Genomic DNA, 25,636 nt, shown 5'->3' on the forward strand with positions numbered 1-25,636 from the left:
TTCTATTATAGAAGCGTGTTTTTTTATATTATTTTTACAACCTTATGTTACACGTAAAAAACCTAACGTTTTCTTATAATAAAACCCCTGTTTTAAAATCAATTTCTTTTGATGCTAAACCAGGAGAACACGTTGCTATTATTGGAGAAAGTGGTTCTGGAAAAAGCACTTTACTTAAAGTTTTATATGGTGAGTACGATTTGGATAAAGGTGAAATTCTCTGGAACAAACAAAAAGTTTTAGGTCCTAAATACAACTTAGTTGTTGGCTACGATTTCATGAAGTATGTGGCACAAGAATTCGATTTGATGCCTTTTATTACGGTAGCAGAAAATATAGGTAAGTTCTTGTCTCGTTTTTATCCAGAAGAAAAGGAAAGGCGTACTGCAGAATTACTCGAAGTTGTTGAGCTTACTCAATTTGCAAACATTAAAGTAAAAACACTAAGTGGTGGCCAAAAACAGCGTGTAGCCTTAGCGCGTGCTTTAGCAAAACAACCCGAAATTATTTTACTAGACGAACCTTTTAGCCATATTGATAATTTTAAAAAGCAAAGTCTTCGCAGAAGTGTTTTTAAATATTTAAAAGAAAAAAACATTACTTGTATTGTTGCCACTCACGACAAGGAAGATGTTCTAGGTTTTGCGGACCGAATGATCGTTTTAAATGAAAACAAAATTGCTGTTAACGATGTTCCTGAAACACTATACAAAAATCCTAAAACACCTTTAATCGCATCCTTTTTCGGGGAATTTAATATTATAAACGATAAAATAATTTATGCGCATCAATTGCAAGTTGTTGAAAAATCAGATTTAATAGTAACTGTAAAGCAATCGTATTTTAAAGGACATTATTATTTAATTGAAGCTGATTTTAATGGTGAACAAGTATTTTTTGAATACAACAAACAAGCTACAGAAGGCAGCGTATTACACCTAGAAATAGTCGAATAACAATTTAAATTTAGCCAAAAAGAAACCTATACATGTTTGCTAAACGAACCTTAAATGATGACGAATTAGCTTTTGTATCTAAACAAATAAGCAGAACAAAAAAACAATTATTGGGCCTTTTCATAATTCTAGCAATCGTAATTGGTATAGGCGCGATTTTTATTTACAGCGAAGAAGATGAAAACCATTTAATCATAAACATCGCATTTGGAGTTTTAATAATGCTCCTTTATTTTCTTAATTGGTTTGTAAAAGGTTATAAAAACCACGTTATCAACCCATCAACTCATCAAGCTAAAGGATATTATGAACGTATTTATGAGCAACATGGTAAAAACGGAAGGTATTACGATACCATAAATGGTCTTAAAGTAAAAATACCTTGGCATTGGAGAAAGTATCTTAAATCGCTAAAAGACGAACCCTTTAATTATGAGTATATTATTAGAGACGGAGCTGTAGCTGTTAATGAAGGGGCTTCAATACAGGTCGTTTCCATAAACAACACCTTATCACTAGATTATGAAATTAAAAACGGCCTTAAAAAAGCTAAACCACTTTCATTTTTAAACCTAGCTAGTATTATTTTAATTATTCCTGTAATTGTAATGCTATTAGCAAATCGTGATATAAGTCTAGTTAAAGACTTTGCGCAATTATCACAAAATAAATCGAACACCATAATTTTAGATACTGCCGAAGCATTAAAAACACTACCAGGTTCGAGATACATACAAATAAATAACGCATGGATTTACCAATATAAACGCCCTTATGATTATTCTGGTGAAAATTATGTGCTTTCGCAAGCAGAGCGCGATCTAATTTATAACAATCCAAATTCAGGTGCATATTATCGCTATTATTTACCACCTAGTTCTTTTAAAAAACCAGATAAAGCAAGCTTCAAAATTCAATTAAAAAAAACTATGAATCAATTTGGGTTTGATAAAAAAATAGATTCTAGCCTTTGGGAAAAATCGGTTGATAAAGCTTTTGAATTACAACTTGAAGAATTTGATAAACGCTTAAATAAAGCGAGAAACTTAGATTCTATTTTAAAGGTATTACAACCTAAAACACCTCTTTTTAAACTTTATAAAGACTGTTTTAACGCTCCTGAGGAAAGTACTTACTCAATTAAAAAGAGTTTAGAAAAAACATTTGTAGTAAATGGTTTTTATAACCCAAAAAGTAAAACTATTGTAAGTTTTGAAAAACAAGAAAAAGTAAAAGAAGACATTAAAAACATTTTGATTCTAGTTGGTATTTGTACATTAATTATTGTCTCTTTTTTAATTGCAATATTTAAAATAGTAAGAAATTCTATTATAAAACGAAACCTAGTAGAAGCACAATTGAATACTTATGTTGGACCAGACAGATTAGAAAATTAAAACTAACCCAAATACAATTTTTGAGATCTCAAATATCTACTTATCAAAAGTCTTCAATAAAGCAGGTAAATAAAAAATATCTGTAATTAATGCAATTGCGACCGTAATAGCGCAAAGAAGCCCAAAGTCTCTTACCGAGGGCACCGCACTAGAACTTATAATTAAAAACCCGCCAACCAACGCTATAGTTGTTGAAAATAGTGCTTTTCCTGTATAAGACATCGCATTATCCATACGTGTTACCGGTGTACCTTTTATATTTTCACTTCGTCTGTATTTATAAACTAAATGAATGGTGTCGTCCATGGCAATTCCAAGCATAATAGGCGTTATCATTGCTGTAGTAACGTCTAAAGGAATGTCTAATAAACTCATAAAAATAGCCAAAATGGTTAAGGGCAATAAATTGGGAATTAATATTAGTAACGTGGTTCTCAAGCTTTTTATAAAAAACCAAAGGCATAAAAAAGCAACAAAAAAAGCGGCAAAAAACGACTTGAATTGTGTCTGTAAAATGAAGTTATTTAGTTGTGCAAAAACAACTGCAAAACCGTTAATTTCCAACGTGTATTTATCAACAGGAAATGTGTTTTCAAAATCGCGCTGCACTTCAGATAGTAATTGTTCTAACTGTGATGTTTTTATTTCTTTAAAACTAATGGTAATTCCTGCCGATGTGAAATCTTCAGAAAACAACTTAAAAAAACTATTGTCTTGGTTATCAACGGAATATAATGTACTTTCAATTTTATCTTGGGTTGCATTTGTTTGAAATAAAACGGGCGTTCGTTTTTCTAAAAAATTCTTGATATTTACCACAGATACAGGCGCATTAACTAAAGGATTAGCCTCTAACTTGTTTTGAAAATTTTCAAGATGTTTCAAGGCTTCAGTATTTAGAATCTTTTCTCCATTATTAGTAAGTATGTTCAGTTGCAACCTAGAACTACCGTTAAGCTCCTTTTCAACAAATCTCAAATCCTGTTTTGCTTTGCCTTCTGCCAAAAGATCTCGTGAATTCGTGTCAATTTTCACTTGAAAAATAGCATAGATACCATAAAATAAAATTAATGTAAAACCTATAATTAAAGGCTTCTTATACACCGTTGTAAAACGATTTAACCAAATTATAAACTGATTTTGGTTAATACTTTTTAAAGCTATAATAGGTTTAGAATTCTCAAAGTTTAGCGTCATAAAACTAAACCCAATAATGGTAATAGCATACACTAAAAAGAAACTTAATACCAACCCTATACAAGTAAAAACACCCATGTTTTTAAAAGCTGGTAAAGGCGATAAGTATAGTGCAAAATAACCAACAAATGTTGTTAGAGTCGTATAAAAACAAGGTGTGAAGCTTTTCCTAATGGCTAAAGTAATTAGCCCAATTTTATTAATATCTTGAGAAGAAGCACCTTCATTATGGTAAATATTTATAATATGTACGGCATCGCTTACGCTGTAAACCATTAAAATAGTTGGAATAAGCATGGAAATCATATTTAAAGCAAATCCCATGGATGTAATAATCCCAAATAATAAAGCTAATGGTACTGCGACAGAAAGTAAAGACACTAATAAATAACGTTTGTTAGGTAGTAAAAACAAAAGCAATAAAGTAATAACCAAAACTGTTAAACCTCCAAACAACATACTTTCTTTATAAATACCTTTACTATAAGCCTCGTTTAAAACGGGCGGTCCTGTGAGGTAATAGTTTGAATACTGTTTTTCTATTATTGTTCTTATTTCGCTACCAAGACTTTGCCGCTTTTCTTCAATGGTTGGTGTTGGGTTAAGTTGTATGTAGAAAAATTGATTTTTATAATCTTTAGTAATTAATTGCGCTGAAATGTTTGGCAATTTTGAAAGTAGACTTTTTAGGCCTTTTTCGCTACGTTCGGTATTATATAAGTTGTCAAAATTGATTTTACTATTGGCGTAAATAGGATATTTTGCTTTTGCTAAACTGAATGACGTTTTTACAAAAGGAAGCGTATCTATAGCTTGATGAAGTTTTAAAAGAGCTGTTTTCTCTGAAGCTCCAATAGCATTTTTAACAGGAAGCATGGCTATAAAAATTTCATCTGAACCAAATTTTTCTTGAAAATTGATATAAGCTTTATAACTAGGATCGTCTTCTAAAAACCAAATGGACAAAGAATTATCTACGCGTAGTTTCTTTAAGGTCTGATAGCCAGAAACACCCATTAAAATAGCCAGAATAACTATAATGGCTATTCTATACTTTATAATTTTTTTTATAATAGCTTCTAAACACTTCATTTATAAAATAACATCATTCTATAATGTCTTTTTTTACAATATTCTATTTATAACAAAGGTACTGCTTCTAAAATGGATTTCATCTCCAATCTGTTTTAACAATAATAACTTTGCTATTGGGGTGTTTGCAGAAATAGCATAAAATTTATCATCATCAATAGTAAGTTCTCCAGCACTAATAGCTATAAAATAGTTAGCTTTTGTAGTATAAACGACACTTCCTAAACCAATACTATTTGAAGTTGTTTCGGTATTTACTTTTGAAAGCAATAGCTTTGTTTTTTCAATTTCTGCGAGTTGATGTCCCGCTTTTTCGCGCTCTAACTGTAACATGGCACGACCTGTTTCGTGCTTATCGCCAGCGCTACTTTTAGTTTCGCTAGTTAAAGATTCTTGAATTTCGTATATCGTGTTTTGAACCGTTGTATAACGATTTTGAATAAATGCTAGGCATTGGTTATATAGCTGCTGTTTAATGTTCATGAAGCTAATTTAGGATTTTAAATTGACGTTACTAAAATTTAGAGAATCTGAACATTTAAAAGTGGATTCCTGTCTGCGCAGGAATGACGAAAAGCTAAAAAGATATAGTGTAAAACCCGACCGCCTGTCCTGAGCAGAGACGAAGGGTGTGGTAACCTGCCAGCAGGCAGGCGCCATAAAAAAACTCCGAAATTGCTTCCGGAGTTTTAATTATTTATTCTTCAACTTGTTTTTCCATAACAAAGTCTTCCATGAATTTAGTAGTATAGTTACCTGCTAAATAATCTGGATGATCCATAAGTTGTCTGTGGAATGGAATGGTTGTTTTTATACCTTCTATTACGAACTCATCTAAAGCACGTTTCATTTTATTAATCGCTTCTTCTCTTGTTTGCGCCGTTGTAATTAACTTTGCAATCATAGAATCGTAGTTTGGCGGAATTGAATAACCTGCATAAACATGCGTATCTAAACGCACGCCATGACCTCCTGGTGCATGCAGCGTCGTAATCATTCCTGGCGACGGTCTGAAATCGTTGAATGGGTCTTCTGCATTTATTCTACATTCGATAGAGTGTAGTTTTGGTGTATAGTTTTTTCCTGAAATTGGCACACCTGCAGCTACTAGAATTTGCTCGCGAATTAAATCGAAATCTATAACTTGTTCTGTAATTGGATGCTCTACTTGAATACGCGTATTCATTTCCATAAAGTAGAAATTACGATGTTTATCTACTAAAAACTCAATAGTTCCAGCACCTTCATACTTTATATATTCTGCTGCTTTAACAGCGGCATCTCCCATTTTTTTACGAAGCGCAGTTGTCATGAAAGGTGATGGTACTTCTTCAGTAAGTTTTTGATGACGACGTTGAATAGAACAATCTCTTTCTGATAAATGGCAAGCTTTGCCTTTAGAGTCACCTACAATTTGAATTTCAATATGTCTTGGTTCTTCAATGAGTTTTTCCATATACATATCATCATTTCCAAAAGCAGCTTTAGACTCTTGTCTTGCAGAATCCCAGGCATCTTTTAGATCTTCTGGTTTAAAAACACCACGCATTCCTTTACCTCCACCACCGGCAGACGCTTTAAGCATTACTGGATATCCTGTTTCAACAGCTAGTTTTTCGCATTGCGCAAAATCTTCAATAATCCCTTCACTTCCTGGCACACAAGGTACTCCGGCAGCTTTCATGGTTTCTTTTGCGTTTGCTTTATCTCCCATTCTATCAATCATTTCTGGAGAGGCACCAATAAATTTTATACCATGCTCTTCACAAATTTTTGAAAACTTAGCGTTTTCTGATAGAAATCCGTATCCTGGATGAATGGCATCTGCATTAGTGATTTCTGCAGCAGATATGATATTAGACATTTTTAAGTACGACTCGCTACTTGCTGCTGGCCCAATACAAACGGCTTCATCTGCAAATTTAACGTGTAGACTCTCTTCGTCGGCAGTAGAATATACGGCTACCGTTTTAATGCCCATTTCTTTACAGGTTCTAATAACACGAAGTGCTATTTCTCCTCTATTGGCTATTAATATTTTTTTAAACATCTTTTTCGAGTTAGATAATTAGACGGTTGGATTATTCGATTATTGAATTATTAGATTAGTAAACATCTAATAATCGAGAGATCTAATAACCTCAAATTAAGATGGATCTACTAAAAATAATGGTTGATCGAACTCTACTGGAGAAGAATCATCAACTAGTACCTTAACAATCTTTCCTGAAACTTCAGATTCAATTTCATTAAAAAGTTTCATAGCTTCAATAACACAAAGTACATCGCCTTCTCCTATAGTTTGACCTACTTCTACAAATAATGGTTTATCTGGAGCTGGTTTTCTGTAAAATGTACCAATTATTGGTGACTTTATTGTAATATATTTTGAATCTTCTGTTGCAGCAGCTGGTGTTGCTTCAATTGATGCTGCTACTTCTGCAGCTGGAGCAACAGCTGGTACTGCAGTAATAACTTGTTGTGGCATTTGAGCTGGAGCTTGATGTACAATTGTTGTGTCTCCTCCTTCTGATCCTGTTTTAATGGTGATTTTTAAATCGTCCATTTCTAATTTTACCTCGCTTGCACCAGATTTGGCAACAAACTTAATTAAGTTTTGAATATCTTTTATATCCATAATATTACTAAATTAGTTAGTGGTTATAATTTTGAATTATAGGCCCATTTCAAATAAATGGCACCCCAGTTAAATCCGCCTCCAAAAGCGGCAAATATAATATTATCTCCTTTTTTTAATTGAGATTCGTAATCATTTATTAAAAGCGGTAAAGTAGCAGATGTTGTATTTCCATATTTTTGAATATTCATCATTACTTTTTCGTCATCTAATTCTATACGCTGCGCTGTTGCATCAATAATACGTTTATTAGCTTGATGTGCAGCTAACCAATCAACAGTTTCTTTTGTTAGGTTATTACGTTCTAATATTTTAACAGCGGCATCAGCCATATTGAAAACAGCATTTTTAAATACAGTTCTTCCTTCTTGAAAAGCATATTGCCCCCCTTTTTCTAAAGTTTCAGCAGTTAAAGCATGTGATGATCCTCCATAGGTAGCTTGCAGAAATTCTCTACCCGTACCATCGCTTCTTAAATATTCATCTTGAAGCCCAAGGTTTTCTTCATTTGGTTCAAATAAAACAGCACCAGCACCATCTCCAAAAATAATACATGTTGCTCTATCTTTATAATTAATTATAGAAGACATTTTATCTGCTCCTATTAAAAGTACGTTTTTATATCGACCAGATTCTACATAAGAAGAAGCTACTGACATACCGAACAAAAAACTTGAACAAGCTGCGTCCATATCAAATGAAAAAGCATTCGTTGCACCAATTTCAGAAGCTGTAAAAGCTGCTGTTGATGCTGCTTTCATATCGGGAGTTGCAGTTGCAACAATAATAAGTTCTATGTCTTTTGGGTCAATTCCTTTTTTATTTATTAAATCTTGAGCTGCTTTAATAGCTAGGTAAGAAGTTCCTTTTCCGTCATCTTTTAGAATTCGGCGCTCTTTTATTCCTGTTCTTGAGGTAATCCATTCATCGTTTGTATCAACCATAGTTTCAAGAATTTGATTGGTTAATACATAATCTGGCACATATGCGCCTACAGCTGTAATTGCTGCTGAGATTTTACTCATACCTTTAAAGTTTTTTTACCAAAAAATCGTTAAAACAGGACAAAAACATCCAATATTTTAGGAAAACTACTAAATTTTGGTCTAATAATATAAAAATTACGTGTTTTTGTTAATTAGAAAATATATTTCATAAAAAAAACGCTCATAAATGAGCGTTTTATATATGCATGCATAATTGTTTATGCTACGTTTTCTATTTCTTCAGAGTTATCAATTAATACTTGACCTCTGTAGTATAATTTACCTTCATGCCAGTGTGCTCTGTGATACAAATGCGGTTCACCAGTAGTAGGGCATGTAGCAATCTGTGGCGCAGTTGCTTTATAATGTGTTCTTCTTTTATCTCTTCTTGTTTTCGAGATTTTTCTCTTAGGATGTGCCATTTTATATCTTTATTTATCCGTTAATAATTTCTTTAATGTATTCCAACGAGGATCTATATCCTCTTCTTTGTCTTTTTTATCTTTAAGCTTAGGGCTTAATTCTTCTAGTTTTTCAAGTATTTCTGAATCTAATGTACCGTCTTCAACTCCAGGGTGCAACCTTTTTATTGGTACAGCAAGTATAATTAATTCGTAAATATACTGCTGAATGTTAATTTCGTAAGTGCCATGAGGAATGATAAGAATGTCTATATTTTCATCATTATATTCATCACCAAAATTAACCACCAAATCAAACTCATTTTCAATAGTTTGATTGTAAGGTTCGTTTGTTAAATCACAATTTACATTAACCCAACCTGAAATCTTAAAATGTAATTCAAGTAATGTTGATTTTTTTTCTAACTCAAGATCAACATTAATATTTACATTATTAAAATCTTCATACTCAAAATGTTCAAAGAACGCTTGCTCTACTTTATACTCAAAATGATGTTTACCTATTTTTAATCCTACAAATGGGATTGTAAACTCTTTTAATAGCTTCATGATCGCATCTATTTTGAGCCTGCAAATATATAAATTTTTATTTACCTAACACGAGTTATCAACATTTTTTTAATTATGTTTTTTAGTCCTTAAATTTATAAACGTTTTAACTAACAATCAACTCGTTAACGATGTACTTTTCTAGGTGCTTTCTTTAATGGATTTGATGTTAGTTGTTCATAACTCGTTCTATTTTTATAAATTTTGATTGCACTAAAAACAGCTTCTTTAAATGAGTTTTCGTCAGCAATTCCTTTACCTGCAATCTCATATGCAGTTCCATGATCTGGTGAAGTTCTTACTTTATTCAAGCCTGCTGTATAATTAACACCTTGTCCAAACGAAAGCGTTTTAAAAGGTATTAAGCCTTGGTCGTGGTATGATGCAATAATAGCATCGAAATTCTTGTAATTATTTGAACCAAAAAAACTATCGGCAGCATAGGGTCCATATACTAATTTACCTGTTTCTTTTATTTTATGGAGCGTTGGTCTTAATACATCATCATCTTCACTACCTATAACACCATTGTCTCCAGTATGCGGATTTATTCCTAAAACAGCAATTTTGGGCCTTTGAATATTAAAATCTTTTTTAAGGGAGTTATAAACGGTATTTATTTTTTTCTCAATTAATTCTGGAGTAATGTGAGTTGAAATATCTTTAACAGGTACGTGGTCGGTTAGTAAACCCACTCTAAGTGTATCTGTTATCATAAACATTAAACTTTCTCCTTCTAACTCTTGAGCCAAATAATCAGTATGACCAGGGAATTTAAAATCTTCAGATTGAATATTATGTTTATTAATAGGAGCGGTTACCAAAACATGTATATCATTTTCTTTTAATGCCTTTGTTGCAGCCTCTAAAGATTTTATGGCGAAAGCTCCAATTTTAATATCTTCTTTTCCAAAATCAATCTTTACAGGTTCATTCCAACAATTTAACACATTCACCTTATTATGAGCCAACTGTGATATGTTGTTTATTATATTGAAATTAATTTGAGAGTTAAAATGCGATTTAAAAAAAGTCATCGCTTTTGCAGATGCAAAAATTACTGGGGTACAAAAATCTAAAAAGCGTTCGTCTTTAAACGTTTTTAGAATAATTTCTCCTCCTATACCATTTAAATCACCTACAGATATACCTACTATTATATTTTCTTCTTGCTTCATTAAAAATGAGAACTTTTGTTCGTAATTTTGAAATTCATTTACTAGTGCAAATTTAATCAAATAAACAAACAATACTATGTTTACTGGAATTATTGAAAATATTGGCGTGGTTTCAAATTTAAGAACTGAATTTGATAATCTTCATATAACTATTAAAAGCGCGATAACAACAGAGTTAAAAATAGACCAAAGTGTAGCTCATAATGGGGTTTGCCTAACTGTAGTTAATTCAAATAATGATGAGTATACGGTAACAGCAATTAAGGAAACCTTAGATAAAACAAATATAGGAACTCTTCAACTACATGATAAAGTGAATCTAGAGCGCGCCATGAAATTGGGTGATAGACTTGATGGGCATATTGTTCAAGGTCATGTAGACCAAACTGCTGAATGTATTGATATTAAAGAAGAAAATGGTAGTTGGGTATTTACATTTAAATATGATAGTGCTTTAAACAATATTACTATTGAAAAAGGATCTATAACTGTAAACGGAACGAGTTTGACTGTTGTAAACTCTAAAAAAGATACTTTTAGTGTCGCAATTATTCCTTACACTTACGAACATACTAATTTTAACACTTTTAAAATTGGTACTCTTGTAAACTTAGAATTTGATGTTTTAGGAAAATATGTTGCGAAACTGATAAAACTTAATAAGTAAACAATTTTAGTTATTAGGTTTAAATAGTAACTTTTTAGCGCCATAAAACAACGCAAAAACAATACCCGATATAATACCGCCATCTATTGGAAGACCCGGTGGTGGTGCTGGTGGACCTGGTGGTGGAAGTGCTGGTGTACCTTGAGCTACACCAACAAAACTTATTAATACGAATAAGATTAAAGTAATTATTCTTTTATTTTGTATTTTCATGGGGTCACAAATGTATAAAAAAAAGCGAGTTCTCAAAATAATTAAGCTTCATTGACATCAAAAACATCTATGAAACGCAAAAAATAATCGATAAAATGCGTTTTTTGGTGTTTTAAATAAACATTTGTTAATACCATTCAACAAATTGTACAATTAATCCCTCACTTTTAATTTACATAGCAAATATATGCAAATACCTTGAAATGAAAAATTAATATTTAAAAGCTTAAAGTTAAACGTGCTACTTCTAAATAAATTATAAAAAAAGCCTTCAATTTCTTGAAGGCTTTGCAATTTCTAGAAGTGGTCCCACATGGACTCGAACCATGGACCACCTGATTATGAGTCAGGTGCTCTAACCAACTGAGCTATAGGACCGAAATTGGAGTGCAATATTACTACTTATTTTAATTGTTAGCAAGAAAAATTATTGCTTTATCTCTTGACATAACTCAATTAAAACTCCATTTGATGTTTTTGGGTGTAAAAAAGCAACCAACTTATTATCTGCTCCTATCTTGGGTGTTTCATTTAACACTTTAAAACCTTCCTTTTTAAGTCGCTTAATTTCAGATACTATATCGTCAACATCGAAAGCAATATGATGAATACCTTCACCTTTTTTATCTATAAACTTAGCTATTGGGCTCTCTTTTTTAGTAGCTTCTAATAATTCAATTTTATTTTCGCCTACTTTAAAAAAAGACGTATTAACACCTTCACTTTTTACTTCTTCAGTTTTATAATGAGTTTCTCCAAAAAGTTTCGAAAACAATTCATTGGAATCTTTAAGGTTTTTTACGGCTATTCCTATGTGTTCAATTTTATTCATTGGAAATTATATTTTTTCATTTCCGCCTTTCGACTATCGCTCAAGATAGACTCAGGCAAAATCTTTTAATTCCTTTTCAAAATACGAAAATCACATTCAAAAGTAACATAATCCTCAAATATCCGTTATTTTTGCAATCTTAACCTTTAATAGGTATATATAAATGAGTGATATAGAGGAAAGTCAAAGACAAAAAAAAATAGGGTCTGTTTTACAAACCGATTTAGTTGATGTATTACAAAGAGCTGCTACAGATGGCGGCATGCGCGGTGTTTTAATCTCGGTAACTAAAGTAAAAGTAACTGTAGATTTAGGTGTTGCTAAAGTGTATTTAAGCATTTTTCCAAACAATAAAGGCAAAGAATTACTTGAAGGTATAAAATCTAACACACCTTTAATTCGTCATGAATTAGCGCAACGTACCAAAAATCAACTTAGAAGAATGCCTAATTTAGAGTTTTTTATTGATGATTCTTTAGAGTATATCGACCAAATAGAAAAATCTTTAAAAGGAAAAGAAAACCCAATTAAAGATCCTTCAATTTTAGACAAAAGAAAAAAATCTTAATTTTATAATTGAGTTTCCCTTTACACATAGCAAAACGTTATTTACGCTCTAAGAGCTCTAACAATGCTATTAATTTTATCACCTATATAGCTATAATTGGTGTTGTTTTAGGTTCTGCTTCATTATTTATTGTGCTTTCTGGTTTTGCAGGATTAAAAGATTTTACCCTGCAATTTTCAAGTCAAGTTGATCCTGATTTAAAAGCCGAAACCGCCATAGGGAAATCGTTTCTTCTCACGCAAGACGAAGCCAATAAACTCAACAATTTACAAGACATAGCCTATTACTCAAAAATAATAGAAGAACGAGTTGGAATCCGATCTAGTGAAAAAAATACTATAGTCACTTTAAAAGGAGTAGACGAACATTTTAACAATGTAGTAGCCATAGATTCTACTTTAGATCATGGCAATTGGTTAGAGCAAAAATCCAATCAACTTGTTATGGGTTGGGGTATTTCCAACAGCTTATCACTTGGCATTTTAAACTTCACAAAACCAATAACAGTTTATGTTCCAAAACCAGGAAAAGGCGCAATATCATCAATTCAAAGCGCATTTAGTAGTATGAATGCTATTAGTGTTGGCGTATTTTTTATTAATGAAGAGTTAAACGATACTTACGTTTATGCACCTATAGACTTGGCAAAAAATCTACTAAACTACGAGCCTAATCAAATTACATCCATAGAATTCAAGCTCAAAAATGGTGTAGATGAAAACGAAGCTAAAACCCAAATTAAAGCTGTTTTAGGAAACAAAGTCATCTTAAAAAATAGAGCACAACTAAATGATGCGCTTTATAAAATGTTAAACACCGAAAATTTAGCAGTCTATCTCATATTTACACTTGTGTTAATCATAGCCTTTTTCAACGTAATAGGGTCTTTGATTATGATGATACTCGACAAAAAAAGAAGCCTAAATACGTTATTTAACATAGGAGCCACCGTAAAAGACATCCGGAAAATATTCTTCTATCAAGGTAGTTTAATGAGTGTTATTGGTGGTTTAATAGGGCTGGGCGTTGCCTTACTAATTACTGCGCTTCAAAAAACATTCAGTTTAGTCATGATAACCCCAACACTAGCCTATCCAATAACCATAAAGTTTGAAAACTTCATAATCGTATTTTTAACCATTTCAGTTTTGGGCATTGTGGCTTCAAAAATTGCTTCGGCTAGAATTACAAAAGCTTTAGTACAAAGTATATAACCTATTTGGGCGATCCCCGAAAAAAAATCGGGTCAGGCTTTCCGCAAGAGTTTATCCTGAGCGAAGTCGAAGGGCTCCCTCCTACGTCGGAAAGCTTCAAAAAATGCCTCAATCCCTGCCTGTCGGCAGGCAGGCTTATCGCGGGGTATACTTGCTAAAATCACTTCTTAATTTAAACTTAGCTTTTTTGCAATAACCTTAGAAACAGCATCTTTATGAACTGTAATACTAATGGCTTTTAAGCGCATATAGCTTTCGCTAAAAAATACATAGCCTCCATTAGCATTTCTAGATGAATCTGTGCCCCAGCTATTTTTTACCTTATAGTATTTTGTGCCATTTTGATCTTTTAGTAAACCCGTTATATGCATTAAATGATCATCGGTTGTGGTGAAATTTTCAAACTCATCTTGACGATACTGTTGGGTAACTTTCTTTTCTGGGTAAATAGCTTCTAGCGCTTTTTTATTATTAATAGACGATTCTGGGATTATTGCAACACCATTTTTAGACGAAAAAGTAGACTCACTCACATCACAATCTAACTCCACAGTAAATCCGTTTTCTAAAGCATTATCAATGGTTGCCATCATCTCATTTAAAGGAACATTATAAAAACTGCCATTACTCCAATTATCGGGAATATTCAGGATGAATTGAGAATAGAATGGCGACTGCATAAATGACGTCATACTTACGTAATTTGATGGGTTTATCTTAGTTAGTTCTAAAAAAGACTGTGGTGTATAGTTATTTCCTTCGTAATTAAAAGAAGTCGTGTTATTGCCTAAATATACCGAAAGAACTGCGTCTATAGCAGTTTTCCATTTCTTACTCAGTTTTTTACCTGGGTTGTCTACATAGGTTTCCACCATACTTTTAAGTACCGCAACTAATTCTGCATGATTATGGGTGATTTCGTTATCTAGTAAACCGCTAAAAGCTGTATTAGGAACCAATCCGTATTCTGCAACCGAGTTAAGCACATCGTGCGCTAATCCGCCTTCGCTAAATTGCGCCTTCCCTTGTCGCATTACAAAGTTTTCAGCTTTTTTTGGATACGTATTTCGCACCGTATACATTTCGGATAGGTCTATTTGTTTTCCTGTTAACCTGATAATTTCAGACTCTAAAAAAGATGTACTTGAAAAACTCCAACAGGTACCCGTTCGACCTTGACTGATAACTTCTGTAGCCTCTAAATTGATAAGCTCTTTAAACTTATAAGGCTCTTGAGCGTTGATAGTAGTTAATGAAAATAGAGTTACGAAAAATAGAAATGAATTTTTAAACATGAGAACTGTATTGAATTAATTCTTGTTTAAAAATACAACTATTCCGTAAATTGGTGTCCTGCAAATTTTTCTAGAACCTCATCGAAGGCTGCAAAAACATCTTCGGAATGGTCTGAAGTTACCATTTTCATGCGGTACTCTTTAAAATGAGGAATGCCTTTAAAATAATTGGTGTAATGCCTTCTGGTTTCAAAAACACCTAAAACTTCTCCTTTCCAGTCAATTGACATTTGTAAGTGACGTCGTGCCGCCTCAACACGCTCTTCTAAAGAAATGGGTGCTAAATGTTCGCCTGTTTTAAAAAAATGTTTTACCTGTTTAAAAAACCATGGGTTACCAATGGATGCGCGACCAATCATACAACCATCTAAACCGTAATCGTCTCGCATTTCCATAGCACGCTCTGGAGATGTAACATCACCGTTTCCAAACACAGGAATATGCATGCGTGGGTTGTTTTTTACTTGTGCAATTGGCTTCCAATTGGCATCACCTTTATACATTTGTGCGCGGGTTCTACCATGTATAGCTATGGCTTTACAACCTACATCTTGTAAACGTTCTGCCACTTCTACAATGCGTATAGAGCTATCGTCCCAGCCTAAACGGGTTTTTACGGTTATAGGAATGTTGGTTCGCTTTACCATTTCGGCAGTAAGTTGCTCCATTAAACAGATATCTTTTAAAATACCTGCGCCTGCACCTTTGCTTACTACTTTTTTAACTGGACAACCAAAATTAATATCGATAATATCTGGCTTAGATTCTGCTACAATATCAATAGTTTGCAACATGCTATCTAAATTGGCCCCGAAAATTTGGATGCCAACAGGTCGTTCTTTCTCGTAAATATCGAGCTTCATAACACTTTTTGCAGCATTACGAATTAAACCTTCGCTAGAAACAAACTCGGTATACACAACATCGGCTCCTTGCTCCTTACACAATGCACGAAACGGTGGATCGCTAACATCTTCCATAGGAGCTAAAAGCAATGGGAAATCTGGAAGTTCTATGTTGTCTATCTTTACCAAAATATTATTCGCCTAATTCTGTGATTTTTTTCTCGTAAAGCTTCTTGCTTTCTACAACAGCAACGTTAAGTTCTTGCATAATACCGTCTACTCGGTCTTCAATACTTTTCATTTGTCCGTTTATAGAATCGAATGAATTTAATGCAGCAGCAACTTCAAGTGCTTTAACAACCTCGACAGCATCGTTATGTAAAAGTCTTAGTTTACCAATAGCTTCAGAAGTATTCGCTAACGTACCGTTGTACTTTGTTTTAGCTTTATTAATTGCTTTTAAAAGCGTGTTTCTACTTTTTTCGTCACTTAAACTATTGGTTTGAGTTTCCATAGCAGTAAATAGGTTTGCTGCTTTTGTTTTTAAATCTTCGTACTCTTTGTTTAAGTTATTTACACGCTTGTTTACTTTTTCCCAATCGCCATATACTTTAGCAAACTCTTTGTCTTCGTTTTTTGCATCTTCTAAAGCAGATTTTAAAGCGGCCAAAGATGTTAATCCTTTAGTTACATTTTTATTAGCGACCTCTTTTTTACTTTCAAAAGTAGATACTTGAGATTTAAATTTATCTTTTAAACGAATTAAATCTTCTGGGCTTTTGTCTTTCCAGCAAGAACTCATAACAAAAAGCACCAAAAGGAGTGCAAACGGTTTTTTAAACATAACTTTTAATTAAATTAATTGGCCGCAAATATACAATGAAGTATTAAAACAACACAACTTTGAAAATCACCTATTGTTTTATAAACTTTTTAAATACGAATGTATTTGTGTTTAGTTGCACTTTTACAAAATAAAATCCAGGACTAAATGAGGTTAAATTGATCGTGCTTTCTTGCCCTCTATAAAGTTGCTTGAATTGAGAATTATATATTTCTACCGACCTAAATCCTTCATTACTTTTTAGATTTAAAACTTGTGTTACCGGGTTAGGAAACAATGTTAAATTACTAGCCGCTTTATTATTGGTATTTGCTAAAACCTCATCATTTGTAGTAAATGAAATAAGTTTAGCATTGTCTGAAAACATAAAACCTCCAGCAGTAAATGAAAAAGATTCTGAAGTTATATAATAGTTATTATCATCAATGAAAGTAATTGATTCCGCTTGTTCTTGACCTAAAGTTGATAACTGAGTTTGAGTATTAGTTCCTGAAAACACATCGGCTGTATTAAAATCTTCGCAATCCCAAACAAAGGGTTGAAGAACATTAGTATAACCTACCAAATATAGTTTTCCTGTTGCTGGGTTATACGTTCCACCAGTAATAAGTCCGTTGCTATTTAATGTTGTAGGTTCCGCGTTTACTACATGTGTACCAGGTGTTTTAGGAATTATATAAGCCTTTGTAACACCATCTACCCAGTTTTTAGTAAAGAGTATTAAGTTATTAGAATCAAAAGACACAAAGGCCTCTGCATCCCAAATAGTATTATTTGAGTTTGATGTAAAATCGGTTTGATCAGAATAGCTATATTCTATTACTTCTGCCGTGATAGTTGTAGAAATAATATAATCCGCTTTACTAATTTTATAGATTTTTAAATTGGTTCGGTTACCATTATTATTACCAATATCGCCAATATAAATAGAGGTGTCGTCTTGTGTTATATCTTCCCAATCTACATTTGTGGCATTACTTATAGTAACAGTTCGGGCAACTTGTTCGGTATTGACGTCTACTTCGTAAAGCTTGTTTTCACCACCAGAATCATTATGGGTTATAAGTTTGTTATTAAAATATATTACGCCTGAGGATTCGGTTAAACTGGATGGTAACAAAAATTCTTCATTTACGTTACTAATTTGCGCGAAAGCAGCAAAAACGTTTAAAAGAAAGAATGGAAATAAAATTATAGTTCTCATTAGTGCTAAAAGCTCCAAATGTACCATAAAATCGCATATATTTATAAAAAAATAAGCTTTTGAAAATACCATTCGAGCCTCAATTATTCGGTTATAACATAAATATTCATTTGGTTTTAGAGTATCTAGCCTTTTTTATAGCGTTTAGATATTATGTCTATTTACGTAAAAGAAGTACAGATGTTATTTCATCAAATAACAGGCTATCCATTATTCTTGGTGCTGCTTTAGGCGCTTTGATTGGGTCGCGTTTGGTTGGGTTTTTAGAAAACCCAATGATTGCCTTTTCTCAAGAAAATATAATCCAACTATTAAATACAAAAACCATAATGGGTGGTTTGTTTGGTGGTTTACTGGGTGTGGAGTTTGTAAAAAACCGTATTGGTGAAACACGGTCGTCTGGCGATTTGTTTACGTTTCCTATTATTCTAGGCATTTTTATTGGTAGAGTTGGTTGTTTTCTATCGGGAATAAATGAGTTTACTTATGGTTATGAAACTTCTTCGGTTTTTGGTATGGATTTGGGTGATGGTGTTTTAAGACACCCCACATCACTATATGAACTCGTCTTTTTAGTTGTTTTGTTCTTTTGCTTAAAGTGGATAAAAAATACTAAACATCTTAAAAATGGCGAATTGTTTAAATGGTTTATGATATTGTATTTCGCGTTCCGCTTTTTTATAGAATTTTTAAAACCAAATGTTTTTTATGTGTTTGGTTTAAGTAGCATTCAAATATTATGTATAATTTGTTTGCTGTATTATAGGAAAACAATTGTAAGCTTGAAATTTAACTGATAAACCCGCGTATTCTATGATAGAAAACAAATAGTTTTCGTTAAAAATCATGCGACAAATTTATAAGTGTCTACAAAAGGAGAATCTCTATTAATTACAGCAAAAATTCGACCTATAATTTTACATCTCACATTATTTAGAACCAACATTTTATTTTTCCCCTCATCTTGTTTTCTTAAGTAATAAGCTTTTAATTGTGCATCATGCTTTACGGCTGATAAGGCGCACATTTGAAGTAAAGACTTCATTGTTTTGTCTGCCATATGATTAACTTTAGTACCTCCTCTAATACTTGAGCCTGAGCTGTACTCAAAAGGTGCAACTCCTGCATAACAGGCTAGTTTTCTAGCCGAGTCAAAGACCTTAAACCCTTTAGTTGCTATTATAAAATAAATAGCCGTTTTCTCGCCAACACCTTTAATACTTTTTATAAGCTCAAATTGACGTTTTAATTTAGGCTCTTGCTTTACAAGTTCACGCATCTTAGCATCTATAACTTTTAAGCTCGCTTTAAGAAATTTAATTGTTTTCTTGTTCTGAATCTCTACTGTTTTATAAACATCTAACGACGTATACCCTTTATTTTCTCTAGTTGAACCAAATAGTAAAAGGGATTTCTTGATTTTCTCGCGCTCAGTAAAAAGTAATTTTAACTGCTGGATTGATTTCTCTGGTACACTTGATAGTTGTAGCTTATCTATATTGCGAATGCTATAAAAAGCGATATCCTTAGCATCAGACTTATCACTTTTACCTCTTGATATGCCTTTAGATCGCTTAATCTCTACCGCTGGAACAATCCAATAATCAAACTCATTTTCAAAACAAAAACAGCTTAAAGGAAATGTGTAAACACCTGTGTTTTCAAAACAGAACAGGGTACTTTCTAAATCTATTTTTCTTTTTTTTAAAACTGTAAGCATTCGCTTTAAACCTTTGGTGTTGTTCGTAACAACGAAATGTTCCAATGACATGGGATTTGTTTTATCTACTATAACCACATCTAATTTTAATTTTGAGATGTCAATGCCAACATGAAATGAATAATTTTTCATAATTTTATATTAAGTTTTTAAAAAATGTTGAATCGCTTTATAACCTTTATTAGACCTCTGACGTCTACTATTCTATTTGAAGCTTTTCAACTTAAATTCTAAGGAGAAAACAGAGGACTAATACGCAGCATAAGACTAACTTAGTTAGGGATGTAGTTCACCTCTGTTTTCCTTTGAATAAATTTAGTGTATTATTCTTTATGCAAACTAAAGGTTAGGGATTGTAGTGGATAGCCCACAGCCCGACCATAGGAGGTGCGAGGACTTGTAACAGAAAGCCCGACCCTTGTGGTAACGCCCAAAACATTAAAAAAACTTAAATATGCCTGTTAGAAATTATACATATTACGATTTTACATTAAGTTTATGTCCTGAGTGTTTAAAACGTGTTGATGCTAAAATTGTGTTTGAGAATGGTAATGTTTACATGTTAAAGCGTTGTAATGAACACGGAAACTCGAAGGTGTTAATTGCTGATGATATTGAATACTATAAAAACATTAGAAACTACAATAAACCTAGCGAGACGCCATACAAGTTTAACACACAAACACATTATGGTTGCCCTTACGATTGTGGGTTGTGCCCAGACCACGAACAGCACTCTTGCTTAACCGTTGTTGAGGTTACAGACCGTTGTAATTTAACGTGCCCAACCTGTTATGCAGGCTCGTCCCCAACGTATGGCAGACATAGAACCTTAGATGAGGTTAAAGCGATGTTAGACACCATTGTTAGGAACGAGAAAGAGCCAGATGTGGTACAAATTTCGGGAGGAGAACCCACTATACATCCGCAGTTTTGGGAGATTATGGATTATGCAAAATCGTTACCCATTAGGCATTTAATGTTAAATACTAACGGGATTAAAATTGCAAAAGATATCGCTTTCGCGGAACGACTAAAAACCTATGCTCCAGATTTTGAAATTTATTTACAATTTGACTCTTTTGAAAATAGCGTGTTACGAGAACTTCGCGGTGCCGATTTGAATGACATACGCAAGCAAGCGATTGAAAATTTGAATGCTGTAAACTTGTCTACAACTTTGGTGGTTACCTTGCAAAAAGGTTTGAATGATGGCGAAATTGGAAAAATTATAGATTATGCTTTAAAGCAAAAATGTGTGCGAGGAGTAACACTACAACCTACACAAATTGCTGGACGTTTAGATAATTTTAACCCAGAAACAGATAGAATGACACTTACCGAAGTGCGCAGAAAAATAATGGAACAAACCGATATTTTTAATCCGGACGATTTGTTACCCGTACCATGTAATCCAGATGCTTTGGTTATGGGTTACGCCTTAAAACTTGAAGACGACGTGTTCCCGTTAACGCGATATATTAACCCAAATGATTTATTAGACAACAGCAAAAACACCATTATTTACGAGCAAGATTCGCAATTGCAAGATAAAATGATTGAGCTATTCAGTACCGGAAATTCTGTTGAGGTTGCCGAAGAAAACCTAAAAAGCATTATGTGTTGCTTACCAAATATAGACGCACCAAACTTGGGTTACGATAATTTATTTCGTATTATTATTATGCAATTTATTGATGCTTATAATTTTGACGTGCGAGCTATTAAAAAATCTTGTGTGCATATAGTGGATAAAGACAATAAAATTATCCCTTTTGAAACCATGAATTTATTTTATAGAGATGATAAAAAAGCGCGATTAGAAGAACTTAGAAATGAGATGTGATGCATAGTTTATTACTTGATGGCCCCAACAATAATTACGGTTTAGCAATTTTAGTATTCCTTTTTGTTGCTTTCGGTATACCAATACTTTTATTAATATTTGGTATTGCTATTCGTGCCAAAAGAAAAAAAGCCTCAAACATTATACTAATTATAGTCGCTACATATGCTATTATTGGTTTGGGAGTTTGTGGTGCATTAATGATTTAAAAAACATAAACAATGATATTACTACTTAGCCCTAACATGAATTTAGATGGTTTAATATACTTAATTATAGCCATTATGTTTGGACCTGCTATTTTACTTGCAATTATTGGTTTTGCTGTGCTTAAAAGGAATAAAAAAGCAGCAAAAGTGTTGTTTATTCTAGCTACTATTTATGTTCTTGTTAGTTTAGGTATTTGTGGTAGTATGATGGCGTGATAAAACCCATAGCCCATAAAAAGCTAAAAATAATTCGGCAAAGGTTCCAAAAACATATCCAAAAGTTGGTGTGCCATCAAGTAATAAACTCAATACTCTTCCAAAACCTAAACCCAGCATAAAAATTAGGTTTGTAATTAAGGCAATTTTAAGATAATTTGCTTTAAATATTCCTAAAACCCATAGGGCAGAAAACCCCAAATACAAGCCCATAATAGCTTTAAAAAAATTATGCTCATCTATCGTATTTAGGTGAATATCAAATTGCGAACCCGGATTAAAACCATATACAAAAGATACTGGTACGACGATTAAAACCGAAATAATTAAGTGTATTTTATTTATGAAATCCTGTTTGGTTTTAATCATTCGTTTTACTAGAAGTTAATTTCTGCTTCAACCATTTCGCCTTTTCTATCAACCACTACTTTTGTTGTGTTACCTTTTTCGAATGTTGCTAAAACCTTCATGTAGCTCATCATATCTACAACCGCACTATCACCTAATTTAACAACAATATCTCCTTTTTGTAAGCCTGCTTTTTGCGCAGGTTTATCCTCACTAATCCCATCAATTCGCATGCCTTTACCATCAAACAGATAATCTGGAATAACTCCTAAACCAACTTTAAATCTTGGTGTTTCTTCGCTTTCATTTTTGGTTTTTCTAAAAGGTAATTTTCCATTATCATCTAAGTCTGATATAACCTCAAAAATATAATTGGAAATGGTTTTCATGCCTTCATAGTTTAACTTTTCAAAATCATCACTTGGTTTATGATAATCCTCATGCTGACCAGTAAAAAAATGTAATACGGGAATATCAGCATTATAAAAAGATGTATGATCGCTCGGACCAATACCGGATTCTTTTTGAATTAATTTGAAATTACTATTATGCGCTTTCAAGGTTTGTTTTAATATGGGAGATGTACCTACACCATAAACGGCAAGTGTACTATCTGCTTTTAATCTGCCTACCATATCCATATTAATCATGTAATTTGCTTTCTTGGTATCTATTGTTGGGTTTTTTACAAAATAGTTAGAACCTAACAAACCCATTTCCTCACCAGAAAATGCCATAAATAAATAGTTGTTATTCGTGTATTTTCCGTTTAATTTTTCCGCTAAGTTTAACATTACGGAAACTCCACTAGCATTATCATCAGCGCCATTATGAATTGCTTTTTCACCCCTATGTAAAGAGCCCTCGGCACCATAACCTAAATGATCATAATGTGCTCCAATAATAATAGTGTTTTCGGCATTATTATTTATAAATCCTAAAACATTTGTTCCAGTAATGGTGCTATCGCCATCTTTAACAGTATAGTTTACTTTTTGATGCGGGTTTGTTTTAGGCTTAAATGTAAACGTTTGGAAATAGTTGTTTGTTCCTTTGCCTTCTAACCCTAAAATTTTAAATCGGTTTGCAATATATTTTGCAGCAGTTTTTTCACCATCAGTACCCGTTTGTCTGCCTTCCAAAGCATCATCAGAAAGGAATGTAACATCCTCTTTTATGGTAACTGGTTTTAAAGTTTCCTTTTTACATGAATTTAGAAAAACTAAAAAAAGAAGCGCTATTATGTATTTCATGGTTATAAATATTAATTTTACACAAATTTAATCATTACTTATAAATAACTTAGAATGAATCGGATTTACCTTATTGCTTTAGTTTTAATTGTTTTTGCATGTAAGAACGAAAAAAAGAATGTTATTAAAGATAACAAACAAGTTGAAGCTGTTAAAGACTCGCTTATTTTTCCAGCAGAAAAGCACTTTAAATCTATAAGACAAATCACCTTTGGTGGAGACAATGCCGAGGCGTATTGGAGTTTTGATGATAAACAATTAGTATTTCAATCTAATAACAAAGGCTGGAGCGTTGATTGTGATCAAATGTTTTTAATGAATATTGATGAGACTTTTAAAGATAAAGTTCCGCCCATGGTATCCACAGGAAAAGGACGTACAACTTGTTCTTATTTTTTACCTGATAACAAACACATTATTTATGCCTCAACACATTTAGGTGATGAAAAATGTCCTGATACACCACTACGTAAAAACGGAAAATACATTTGGCCAGTTTATGATACGTTCGACATTTTTGTAGCCGATTTAGAAGGTAATATAGTGAACCAACTAACCCATGAAAAAGGCTATGATGCCGAACCAACAGTATCACCTAAAGGTGATAAAATTGTATTTACCTCTACCAGAAGTGGCGATTTAGAATTATACACAATGAATCTTGATGGCAGCGATGTAAAACAAATTACAGATGAATTAGGTTATGATGGTGGCGCATTCTTTTCGCCCGATGGTACAAAAATCATATTCCGTTCTTCACGTCCAAAAACAGAAAAAGAAATAAAAGAATACAAAGACTTATTAGCTGAAGGTTTAGTTGAACCAACAGATATGGAACTTTATATTTGTAATGCAGATGGTAGTGATTTACGCCAATTAACAGATTTAGGAAACGCTAATTGGAGTCCGTTTTTTCATCCTTCGGGAAAAAAGATTTTATTCTCCTCTAATTTTGAATCAGAACGTGGCTTTCCGTTTAATTTGTACCTTATTGATATTGATGGTAAAAATTTAGAACGTGTAACACATAGTGAAACGTTTGATGCCTTTCCAGTATTTTCAAACGATGGTAAGTATTTAGCATTCTCATCGAATAGGAATAATGGAGGTGGAAGAGACACTAATCTTTTTATTGCTGAGTGGCAGGATTAGTTTTAACACAAACACTTAGATTTTGACATAATTCTAAGTAGAAATCCAATTTTTAATAGCTTCATTATAACTCCTTCCAGAAGTTAGGCTAGATTGCTTTTTATTGTTTAGGGTAATGACATACCTACTATTAAAATATTTTTGAATGTTATTTACGTAGTCTTTATTGATAATAATACCGCGGTGGATGCGTAAAAAGTTATCGGCTAATTTATTTTCTAAAGCTGATATAGGCTCTGTACTTAGGTAGTTTCCAGCCTCACAATTTATAGTTGTATAATTATTATTGGCTTCAAAAAAAGCGATGTCTTCTAATTTTATAAAAATGAGCTTGTCGTTTTTCTTAACGGTTATCGAGGTCATTTTTTTAACCGCTTTTTTACTCGAAATATCCTTTAAAATAGATAGAATTTCTTCTGAAGATTTACTTTGAGTAAAGGTTTTTAGTTTTTCTACTGTTTTTTGCAAACGCTCTAATTTTACGGGTTTTACTAAATAATCAATACTATTGGTTTCAAATGCTTCTAAAGCATATTGGTTATAAGCGGTACAAAACACCACAATAGGTATTGTTTTTAATTGCGCTAATAAATCAAACCCAGTTTGCGCGGGCATTTCAATATCTAAAAAGATAATATCTGGATTTAAGCGTTCTATTTTTTCTTTAGCTTCGGTTACATTTTGGGCTGTGTCTATAACATGAAACGTTTCAGGGAATACTTTAAGCAAGTTTTCTAAACCTAATCTTGCAGGAGCTTCATCGTCTATAATGATGGTTGTATAAGTACTAGTCAT

General features: G+C 32.7%; 28 protein-coding genes and 1 tRNA gene. 10 read left to right on the forward strand and 19 right to left on the reverse strand.

Going from position 1 to position 25,636, the window contains the following annotated elements:
• The first annotated feature begins 44 nt into the window (after window positions 1-44).
• Both SJY43_RS03795 and SJY43_RS03800 read left to right on the forward strand, forming a co-directional pair.
• On the forward strand, window positions 45-956 hold the full coding sequence (locus tag SJY43_RS03795; protein ID WP_396602516.1) for an ABC transporter ATP-binding protein: 912 nt from the start codon (window positions 45-47) through the stop codon (window positions 954-956).
• 32 nt (window positions 957-988) lie between these two features.
• On the forward strand, window positions 989-2,353 hold the full coding sequence (locus SJY43_RS03800; RefSeq protein WP_396602517.1) for a hypothetical protein: 1,365 nt from the start codon (window positions 989-991) through the stop codon (window positions 2,351-2,353).
• Window positions 2,354-2,389: 36 nt separating this feature from the next.
• Here the strand turns inward: SJY43_RS03800 and SJY43_RS03805 are convergent, their stop codons facing one another.
• From SJY43_RS03805 to pdxA, 8 genes are all read right to left on the reverse strand, one after another.
• On the reverse strand, window positions 2,390-4,642 hold the full coding sequence (locus SJY43_RS03805; protein WP_396602518.1) for an RND family transporter: 2,253 nt from the start codon (window positions 4,640-4,642) through the stop codon (window positions 2,390-2,392).
• Between the two features lie 33 nt (window positions 4,643-4,675).
• Complete coding sequence (locus SJY43_RS03810) at window positions 4,676-5,125, reverse strand: 3-oxoacyl-ACP synthase (protein WP_396602519.1); 450 nt, start codon at window positions 5,123-5,125, stop codon at window positions 4,676-4,678.
• A gap of 214 nt (window positions 5,126-5,339) precedes the next feature.
• Complete coding sequence (accC, locus tag SJY43_RS03815; RefSeq protein WP_396602520.1) at window positions 5,340-6,692, reverse strand: acetyl-CoA carboxylase biotin carboxylase subunit; 1,353 nt, start codon at window positions 6,690-6,692, stop codon at window positions 5,340-5,342.
• A 96-nt stretch (window positions 6,693-6,788) separates the two neighbouring features.
• Window positions 6,789-7,280: an acetyl-CoA carboxylase biotin carboxyl carrier protein gene (accB, locus tag SJY43_RS03820; protein ID WP_396602521.1), complete on the reverse strand. Its 492-nt coding sequence runs from the start codon at window positions 7,278-7,280 to the stop codon at window positions 6,789-6,791.
• Window positions 7,281-7,303: 23 nt separating this feature from the next.
• Complete coding sequence (locus SJY43_RS03825) at window positions 7,304-8,305, reverse strand: beta-ketoacyl-ACP synthase III (RefSeq protein ID WP_396602522.1); 1,002 nt, start codon at window positions 8,303-8,305, stop codon at window positions 7,304-7,306.
• Between the two features lie 179 nt (window positions 8,306-8,484).
• Complete coding sequence (rpmF, locus tag SJY43_RS03830; RefSeq protein ID WP_189359859.1) at window positions 8,485-8,688, reverse strand: 50S ribosomal protein L32; 204 nt, start codon at window positions 8,686-8,688, stop codon at window positions 8,485-8,487.
• A 9-nt stretch (window positions 8,689-8,697) separates the two neighbouring features.
• Complete coding sequence (locus tag SJY43_RS03835) at window positions 8,698-9,237, reverse strand: YceD family protein (RefSeq protein ID WP_396602523.1); 540 nt, start codon at window positions 9,235-9,237, stop codon at window positions 8,698-8,700.
• 125 nt (window positions 9,238-9,362) lie between these two features.
• Window positions 9,363-10,415, reverse strand: a complete 1,053-nt coding sequence (gene pdxA / locus SJY43_RS03840; RefSeq protein ID WP_396602524.1) for a 4-hydroxythreonine-4-phosphate dehydrogenase PdxA — start codon at window positions 10,413-10,415, stop codon at window positions 9,363-9,365.
• Between the two features lie 76 nt (window positions 10,416-10,491).
• Between pdxA and SJY43_RS03845 the strand changes: the two genes are divergently transcribed.
• On the forward strand, window positions 10,492-11,082 hold the full coding sequence (locus SJY43_RS03845) for a riboflavin synthase (protein WP_396602525.1): 591 nt from the start codon (window positions 10,492-10,494) through the stop codon (window positions 11,080-11,082).
• 6 nt (window positions 11,083-11,088) lie between these two features.
• Here SJY43_RS03845 and SJY43_RS03850 read toward each other — a convergent pair whose 3' ends face one another.
• The 3 genes from SJY43_RS03850 to mce form a co-directional block, all read right to left on the reverse strand.
• The gene (locus tag SJY43_RS03850; RefSeq protein WP_396602526.1) at window positions 11,089-11,295 is read right to left on the reverse strand and encodes a hypothetical protein; all 207 of its coding nucleotides are present in this window, start codon (window positions 11,293-11,295) and stop codon (window positions 11,089-11,091) included.
• Between the two features lie 304 nt (window positions 11,296-11,599).
• Window positions 11,600-11,673: transfer RNA gene (locus tag SJY43_RS03855), tRNA-Ile, on the reverse strand.
• 49 nt (window positions 11,674-11,722) lie between these two features.
• On the reverse strand, window positions 11,723-12,127 hold the full coding sequence (gene mce / locus SJY43_RS03860; protein WP_396602527.1) for a methylmalonyl-CoA epimerase: 405 nt from the start codon (window positions 12,125-12,127) through the stop codon (window positions 11,723-11,725).
• Window positions 12,128-12,290: 163 nt separating this feature from the next.
• Between mce and rbfA the strand changes: the two genes are divergently transcribed.
• Both rbfA and SJY43_RS03870 read left to right on the forward strand, forming a co-directional pair.
• Window positions 12,291-12,695, forward strand: a complete 405-nt coding sequence (gene rbfA / locus SJY43_RS03865) for a 30S ribosome-binding factor RbfA (protein WP_396602528.1) — start codon at window positions 12,291-12,293, stop codon at window positions 12,693-12,695.
• 8 nt (window positions 12,696-12,703) lie between these two features.
• Window positions 12,704-13,909 (forward strand): FtsX-like permease family protein, encoded by a 1,206-nt coding sequence (locus SJY43_RS03870; RefSeq protein ID WP_396602529.1) that lies wholly within the window; start codon window positions 12,704-12,706, stop codon window positions 13,907-13,909.
• A gap of 167 nt (window positions 13,910-14,076) precedes the next feature.
• On the opposite strand, the gene SJY43_RS03875 is transcribed toward SJY43_RS03870, so the two are convergent.
• The 4 genes from SJY43_RS03875 to SJY43_RS03890 all read right to left on the reverse strand — a co-directional run bounded on the left by SJY43_RS03875 (window position 14,077) and on the right by SJY43_RS03890 (window position 18,097).
• A complete protein-coding gene (locus SJY43_RS03875) occupies window positions 14,077-15,204 on the reverse strand; it encodes a C1 family peptidase (RefSeq protein ID WP_396602530.1) in 1,128 nt (375 codons plus the stop codon).
• Window positions 15,205-15,242: 38 nt separating this feature from the next.
• Entirely contained in the window at window positions 15,243-16,238 is a 996-nt protein-coding gene (gene dusB / locus SJY43_RS03880; protein ID WP_396602531.1) for a tRNA dihydrouridine synthase DusB, read from the reverse strand.
• Window positions 16,239-16,242: 4 nt separating this feature from the next.
• Window positions 16,243-16,893 carry a hypothetical protein gene (locus SJY43_RS03885; protein ID WP_396602532.1) on the reverse strand — a complete coding sequence of 217 codons (651 nt, stop codon included), beginning with the start codon at window positions 16,891-16,893 and terminating at the stop codon, window positions 16,243-16,245.
• Between the two features lie 70 nt (window positions 16,894-16,963).
• Window positions 16,964-18,097, reverse strand: coding sequence for a T9SS type A sorting domain-containing protein (locus SJY43_RS03890; RefSeq protein WP_396602533.1), 1,134 nt, complete (start codon window positions 18,095-18,097; stop codon window positions 16,964-16,966).
• Between the two features lie 59 nt (window positions 18,098-18,156).
• On the opposite strand from SJY43_RS03890, the gene SJY43_RS03895 reads away from it, so the two are divergent.
• A complete protein-coding gene (locus SJY43_RS03895) occupies window positions 18,157-18,894 on the forward strand; it encodes a prolipoprotein diacylglyceryl transferase (RefSeq protein ID WP_396602534.1) in 738 nt (245 codons plus the stop codon).
• 47 nt (window positions 18,895-18,941) lie between these two features.
• On the opposite strand, the gene SJY43_RS03900 is transcribed toward SJY43_RS03895, so the two are convergent.
• Window positions 18,942-19,949 carry an IS110 family transposase gene (locus SJY43_RS03900; protein WP_396601757.1) on the reverse strand — a complete coding sequence of 336 codons (1,008 nt, stop codon included), beginning with the start codon at window positions 19,947-19,949 and terminating at the stop codon, window positions 18,942-18,944.
• 322 nt (window positions 19,950-20,271) lie between these two features.
• Between SJY43_RS03900 and SJY43_RS03905 the strand changes: the two genes are divergently transcribed.
• The 3 genes from SJY43_RS03905 to SJY43_RS03915 are packed head-to-tail and all read left to right on the forward strand — an operon-like array spanning window position 20,272 to window position 22,088.
• Window positions 20,272-21,663: a radical SAM protein gene (locus SJY43_RS03905; protein WP_396602535.1), complete on the forward strand. Its 1,392-nt coding sequence runs from the start codon at window positions 20,272-20,274 to the stop codon at window positions 21,661-21,663.
• The gene (locus SJY43_RS03910) at window positions 21,663-21,872 is read left to right on the forward strand and encodes a hypothetical protein (RefSeq protein WP_396602536.1); all 210 of its coding nucleotides are present in this window, start codon (window positions 21,663-21,665) and stop codon (window positions 21,870-21,872) included. Before SJY43_RS03905 ends, SJY43_RS03910 begins: the two co-directional genes overlap by 1 nt.
• 12 nt (window positions 21,873-21,884) lie before the next feature.
• A complete protein-coding gene (locus tag SJY43_RS03915; protein ID WP_396602537.1) occupies window positions 21,885-22,088 on the forward strand; it encodes a hypothetical protein in 204 nt (67 codons plus the stop codon).
• On the opposite strand, the gene SJY43_RS03920 is transcribed toward SJY43_RS03915, so the two are convergent.
• Both SJY43_RS03920 and SJY43_RS03925 read right to left on the reverse strand, forming a co-directional pair.
• Window positions 22,059-22,457, reverse strand: coding sequence for a DUF4345 domain-containing protein (locus SJY43_RS03920; protein ID WP_396602538.1), 399 nt, complete (start codon window positions 22,455-22,457; stop codon window positions 22,059-22,061). The two genes, SJY43_RS03915 and SJY43_RS03920, sit on opposite strands and share 30 nt — an antisense overlap.
• A gap of 8 nt (window positions 22,458-22,465) precedes the next feature.
• Window positions 22,466-23,689: a M28 family peptidase gene (locus SJY43_RS03925; RefSeq protein WP_396602539.1), complete on the reverse strand. Its 1,224-nt coding sequence runs from the start codon at window positions 23,687-23,689 to the stop codon at window positions 22,466-22,468.
• 54 nt (window positions 23,690-23,743) lie between these two features.
• Between SJY43_RS03925 and SJY43_RS03930 the strand changes: the two genes are divergently transcribed.
• Entirely contained in the window at window positions 23,744-24,841 is a 1,098-nt protein-coding gene (locus SJY43_RS03930; protein WP_396602540.1) for a TolB family protein, read from the forward strand.
• Window positions 24,842-24,874: 33 nt separating this feature from the next.
• On the opposite strand, the gene SJY43_RS03935 is transcribed toward SJY43_RS03930, so the two are convergent.
• Complete coding sequence (locus tag SJY43_RS03935; RefSeq protein WP_396602541.1) at window positions 24,875-25,636, reverse strand: LytR/AlgR family response regulator transcription factor; 762 nt, start codon at window positions 25,634-25,636, stop codon at window positions 24,875-24,877.

This window comes from Algibacter sp. R77976 (genome assembly GCF_044594645.1).
GTDB lineage: Bacteria > Bacteroidota > Bacteroidia > Flavobacteriales > Flavobacteriaceae > Algibacter_B.

Bases quoted from the DNA above. Each gene is read 5' to 3' on its own strand.
- SJY43_RS03795 (WP_396602516.1), top strand. From the start codon at position 45: ATGTTACACGTAAAAAACCTAACGTTTTCTTATAATAAAACCCCTGTT.
- SJY43_RS03800 (WP_396602517.1), top strand. From the start codon at position 989: ATGTTTGCTAAACGAACCTTAAATGATGACGAATTAGCTTTTGTATCT.
- SJY43_RS03805 (WP_396602518.1), bottom strand. From the start codon at position 4,642: ATGAAGTGTTTAGAAGCTATTATAAAAAAAATTATAAAGTATAGAATA.
- SJY43_RS03810 (WP_396602519.1), bottom strand. From the start codon at position 5,125: ATGAACATTAAACAGCAGCTATATAACCAATGCCTAGCATTTATTCAA.
- accC (WP_396602520.1), bottom strand. From the start codon at position 6,692: ATGTTTAAAAAAATATTAATAGCCAATAGAGGAGAAATAGCACTTCGT.
- accB (WP_396602521.1), bottom strand. From the start codon at position 7,280: ATGGATATAAAAGATATTCAAAACTTAATTAAGTTTGTTGCCAAATCT.
- SJY43_RS03825 (WP_396602522.1), bottom strand. From the start codon at position 8,305: ATGAGTAAAATCTCAGCAGCAATTACAGCTGTAGGCGCATATGTGCCA.
- rpmF (WP_189359859.1), bottom strand. From the start codon at position 8,688: ATGGCACATCCTAAGAGAAAAATCTCGAAAACAAGAAGAGATAAAAGA.
- SJY43_RS03835 (WP_396602523.1), bottom strand. From the start codon at position 9,237: ATGAAGCTATTAAAAGAGTTTACAATCCCATTTGTAGGATTAAAAATA.
- pdxA (WP_396602524.1), bottom strand. From the start codon at position 10,415: ATGAAGCAAGAAGAAAATATAATAGTAGGTATATCTGTAGGTGATTTA.
- SJY43_RS03845 (WP_396602525.1), top strand. From the start codon at position 10,492: ATGTTTACTGGAATTATTGAAAATATTGGCGTGGTTTCAAATTTAAGA.
- SJY43_RS03850 (WP_396602526.1), bottom strand. From the start codon at position 11,295: ATGAAAATACAAAATAAAAGAATAATTACTTTAATCTTATTCGTATTA.
- mce (WP_396602527.1), bottom strand. From the start codon at position 12,127: ATGAATAAAATTGAACACATAGGAATAGCCGTAAAAAACCTTAAAGAT.
- rbfA (WP_396602528.1), top strand. From the start codon at position 12,291: ATGAGTGATATAGAGGAAAGTCAAAGACAAAAAAAAATAGGGTCTGTT.
- SJY43_RS03875 (WP_396602530.1), bottom strand. From the start codon at position 15,204: ATGTTTAAAAATTCATTTCTATTTTTCGTAACTCTATTTTCATTAACT.
- SJY43_RS03885 (WP_396602532.1), bottom strand. From the start codon at position 16,893: ATGTTTAAAAAACCGTTTGCACTCCTTTTGGTGCTTTTTGTTATGAGT.
- SJY43_RS03890 (WP_396602533.1), bottom strand. From the start codon at position 18,097: ATGAGAACTATAATTTTATTTCCATTCTTTCTTTTAAACGTTTTTGCT.
- SJY43_RS03900 (WP_396601757.1), bottom strand. From the start codon at position 19,949: ATGAAAAATTATTCATTTCATGTTGGCATTGACATCTCAAAATTAAAA.
- SJY43_RS03905 (WP_396602535.1), top strand. From the start codon at position 20,272: ATGCCTGTTAGAAATTATACATATTACGATTTTACATTAAGTTTATGT.
- SJY43_RS03910 (WP_396602536.1), top strand. From the start codon at position 21,663: ATGCATAGTTTATTACTTGATGGCCCCAACAATAATTACGGTTTAGCA.
- SJY43_RS03915 (WP_396602537.1), top strand. From the start codon at position 21,885: ATGATATTACTACTTAGCCCTAACATGAATTTAGATGGTTTAATATAC.
- SJY43_RS03920 (WP_396602538.1), bottom strand. From the start codon at position 22,457: ATGATTAAAACCAAACAGGATTTCATAAATAAAATACACTTAATTATT.
- SJY43_RS03925 (WP_396602539.1), bottom strand. From the start codon at position 23,689: ATGAAATACATAATAGCGCTTCTTTTTTTAGTTTTTCTAAATTCATGT.
- SJY43_RS03930 (WP_396602540.1), top strand. From the start codon at position 23,744: ATGAATCGGATTTACCTTATTGCTTTAGTTTTAATTGTTTTTGCATGT.
- SJY43_RS03935 (WP_396602541.1), bottom strand. From the start codon at position 25,636: ATGACTAGTACTTATACAACCATCATTATAGACGATGAAGCTCCTGCA.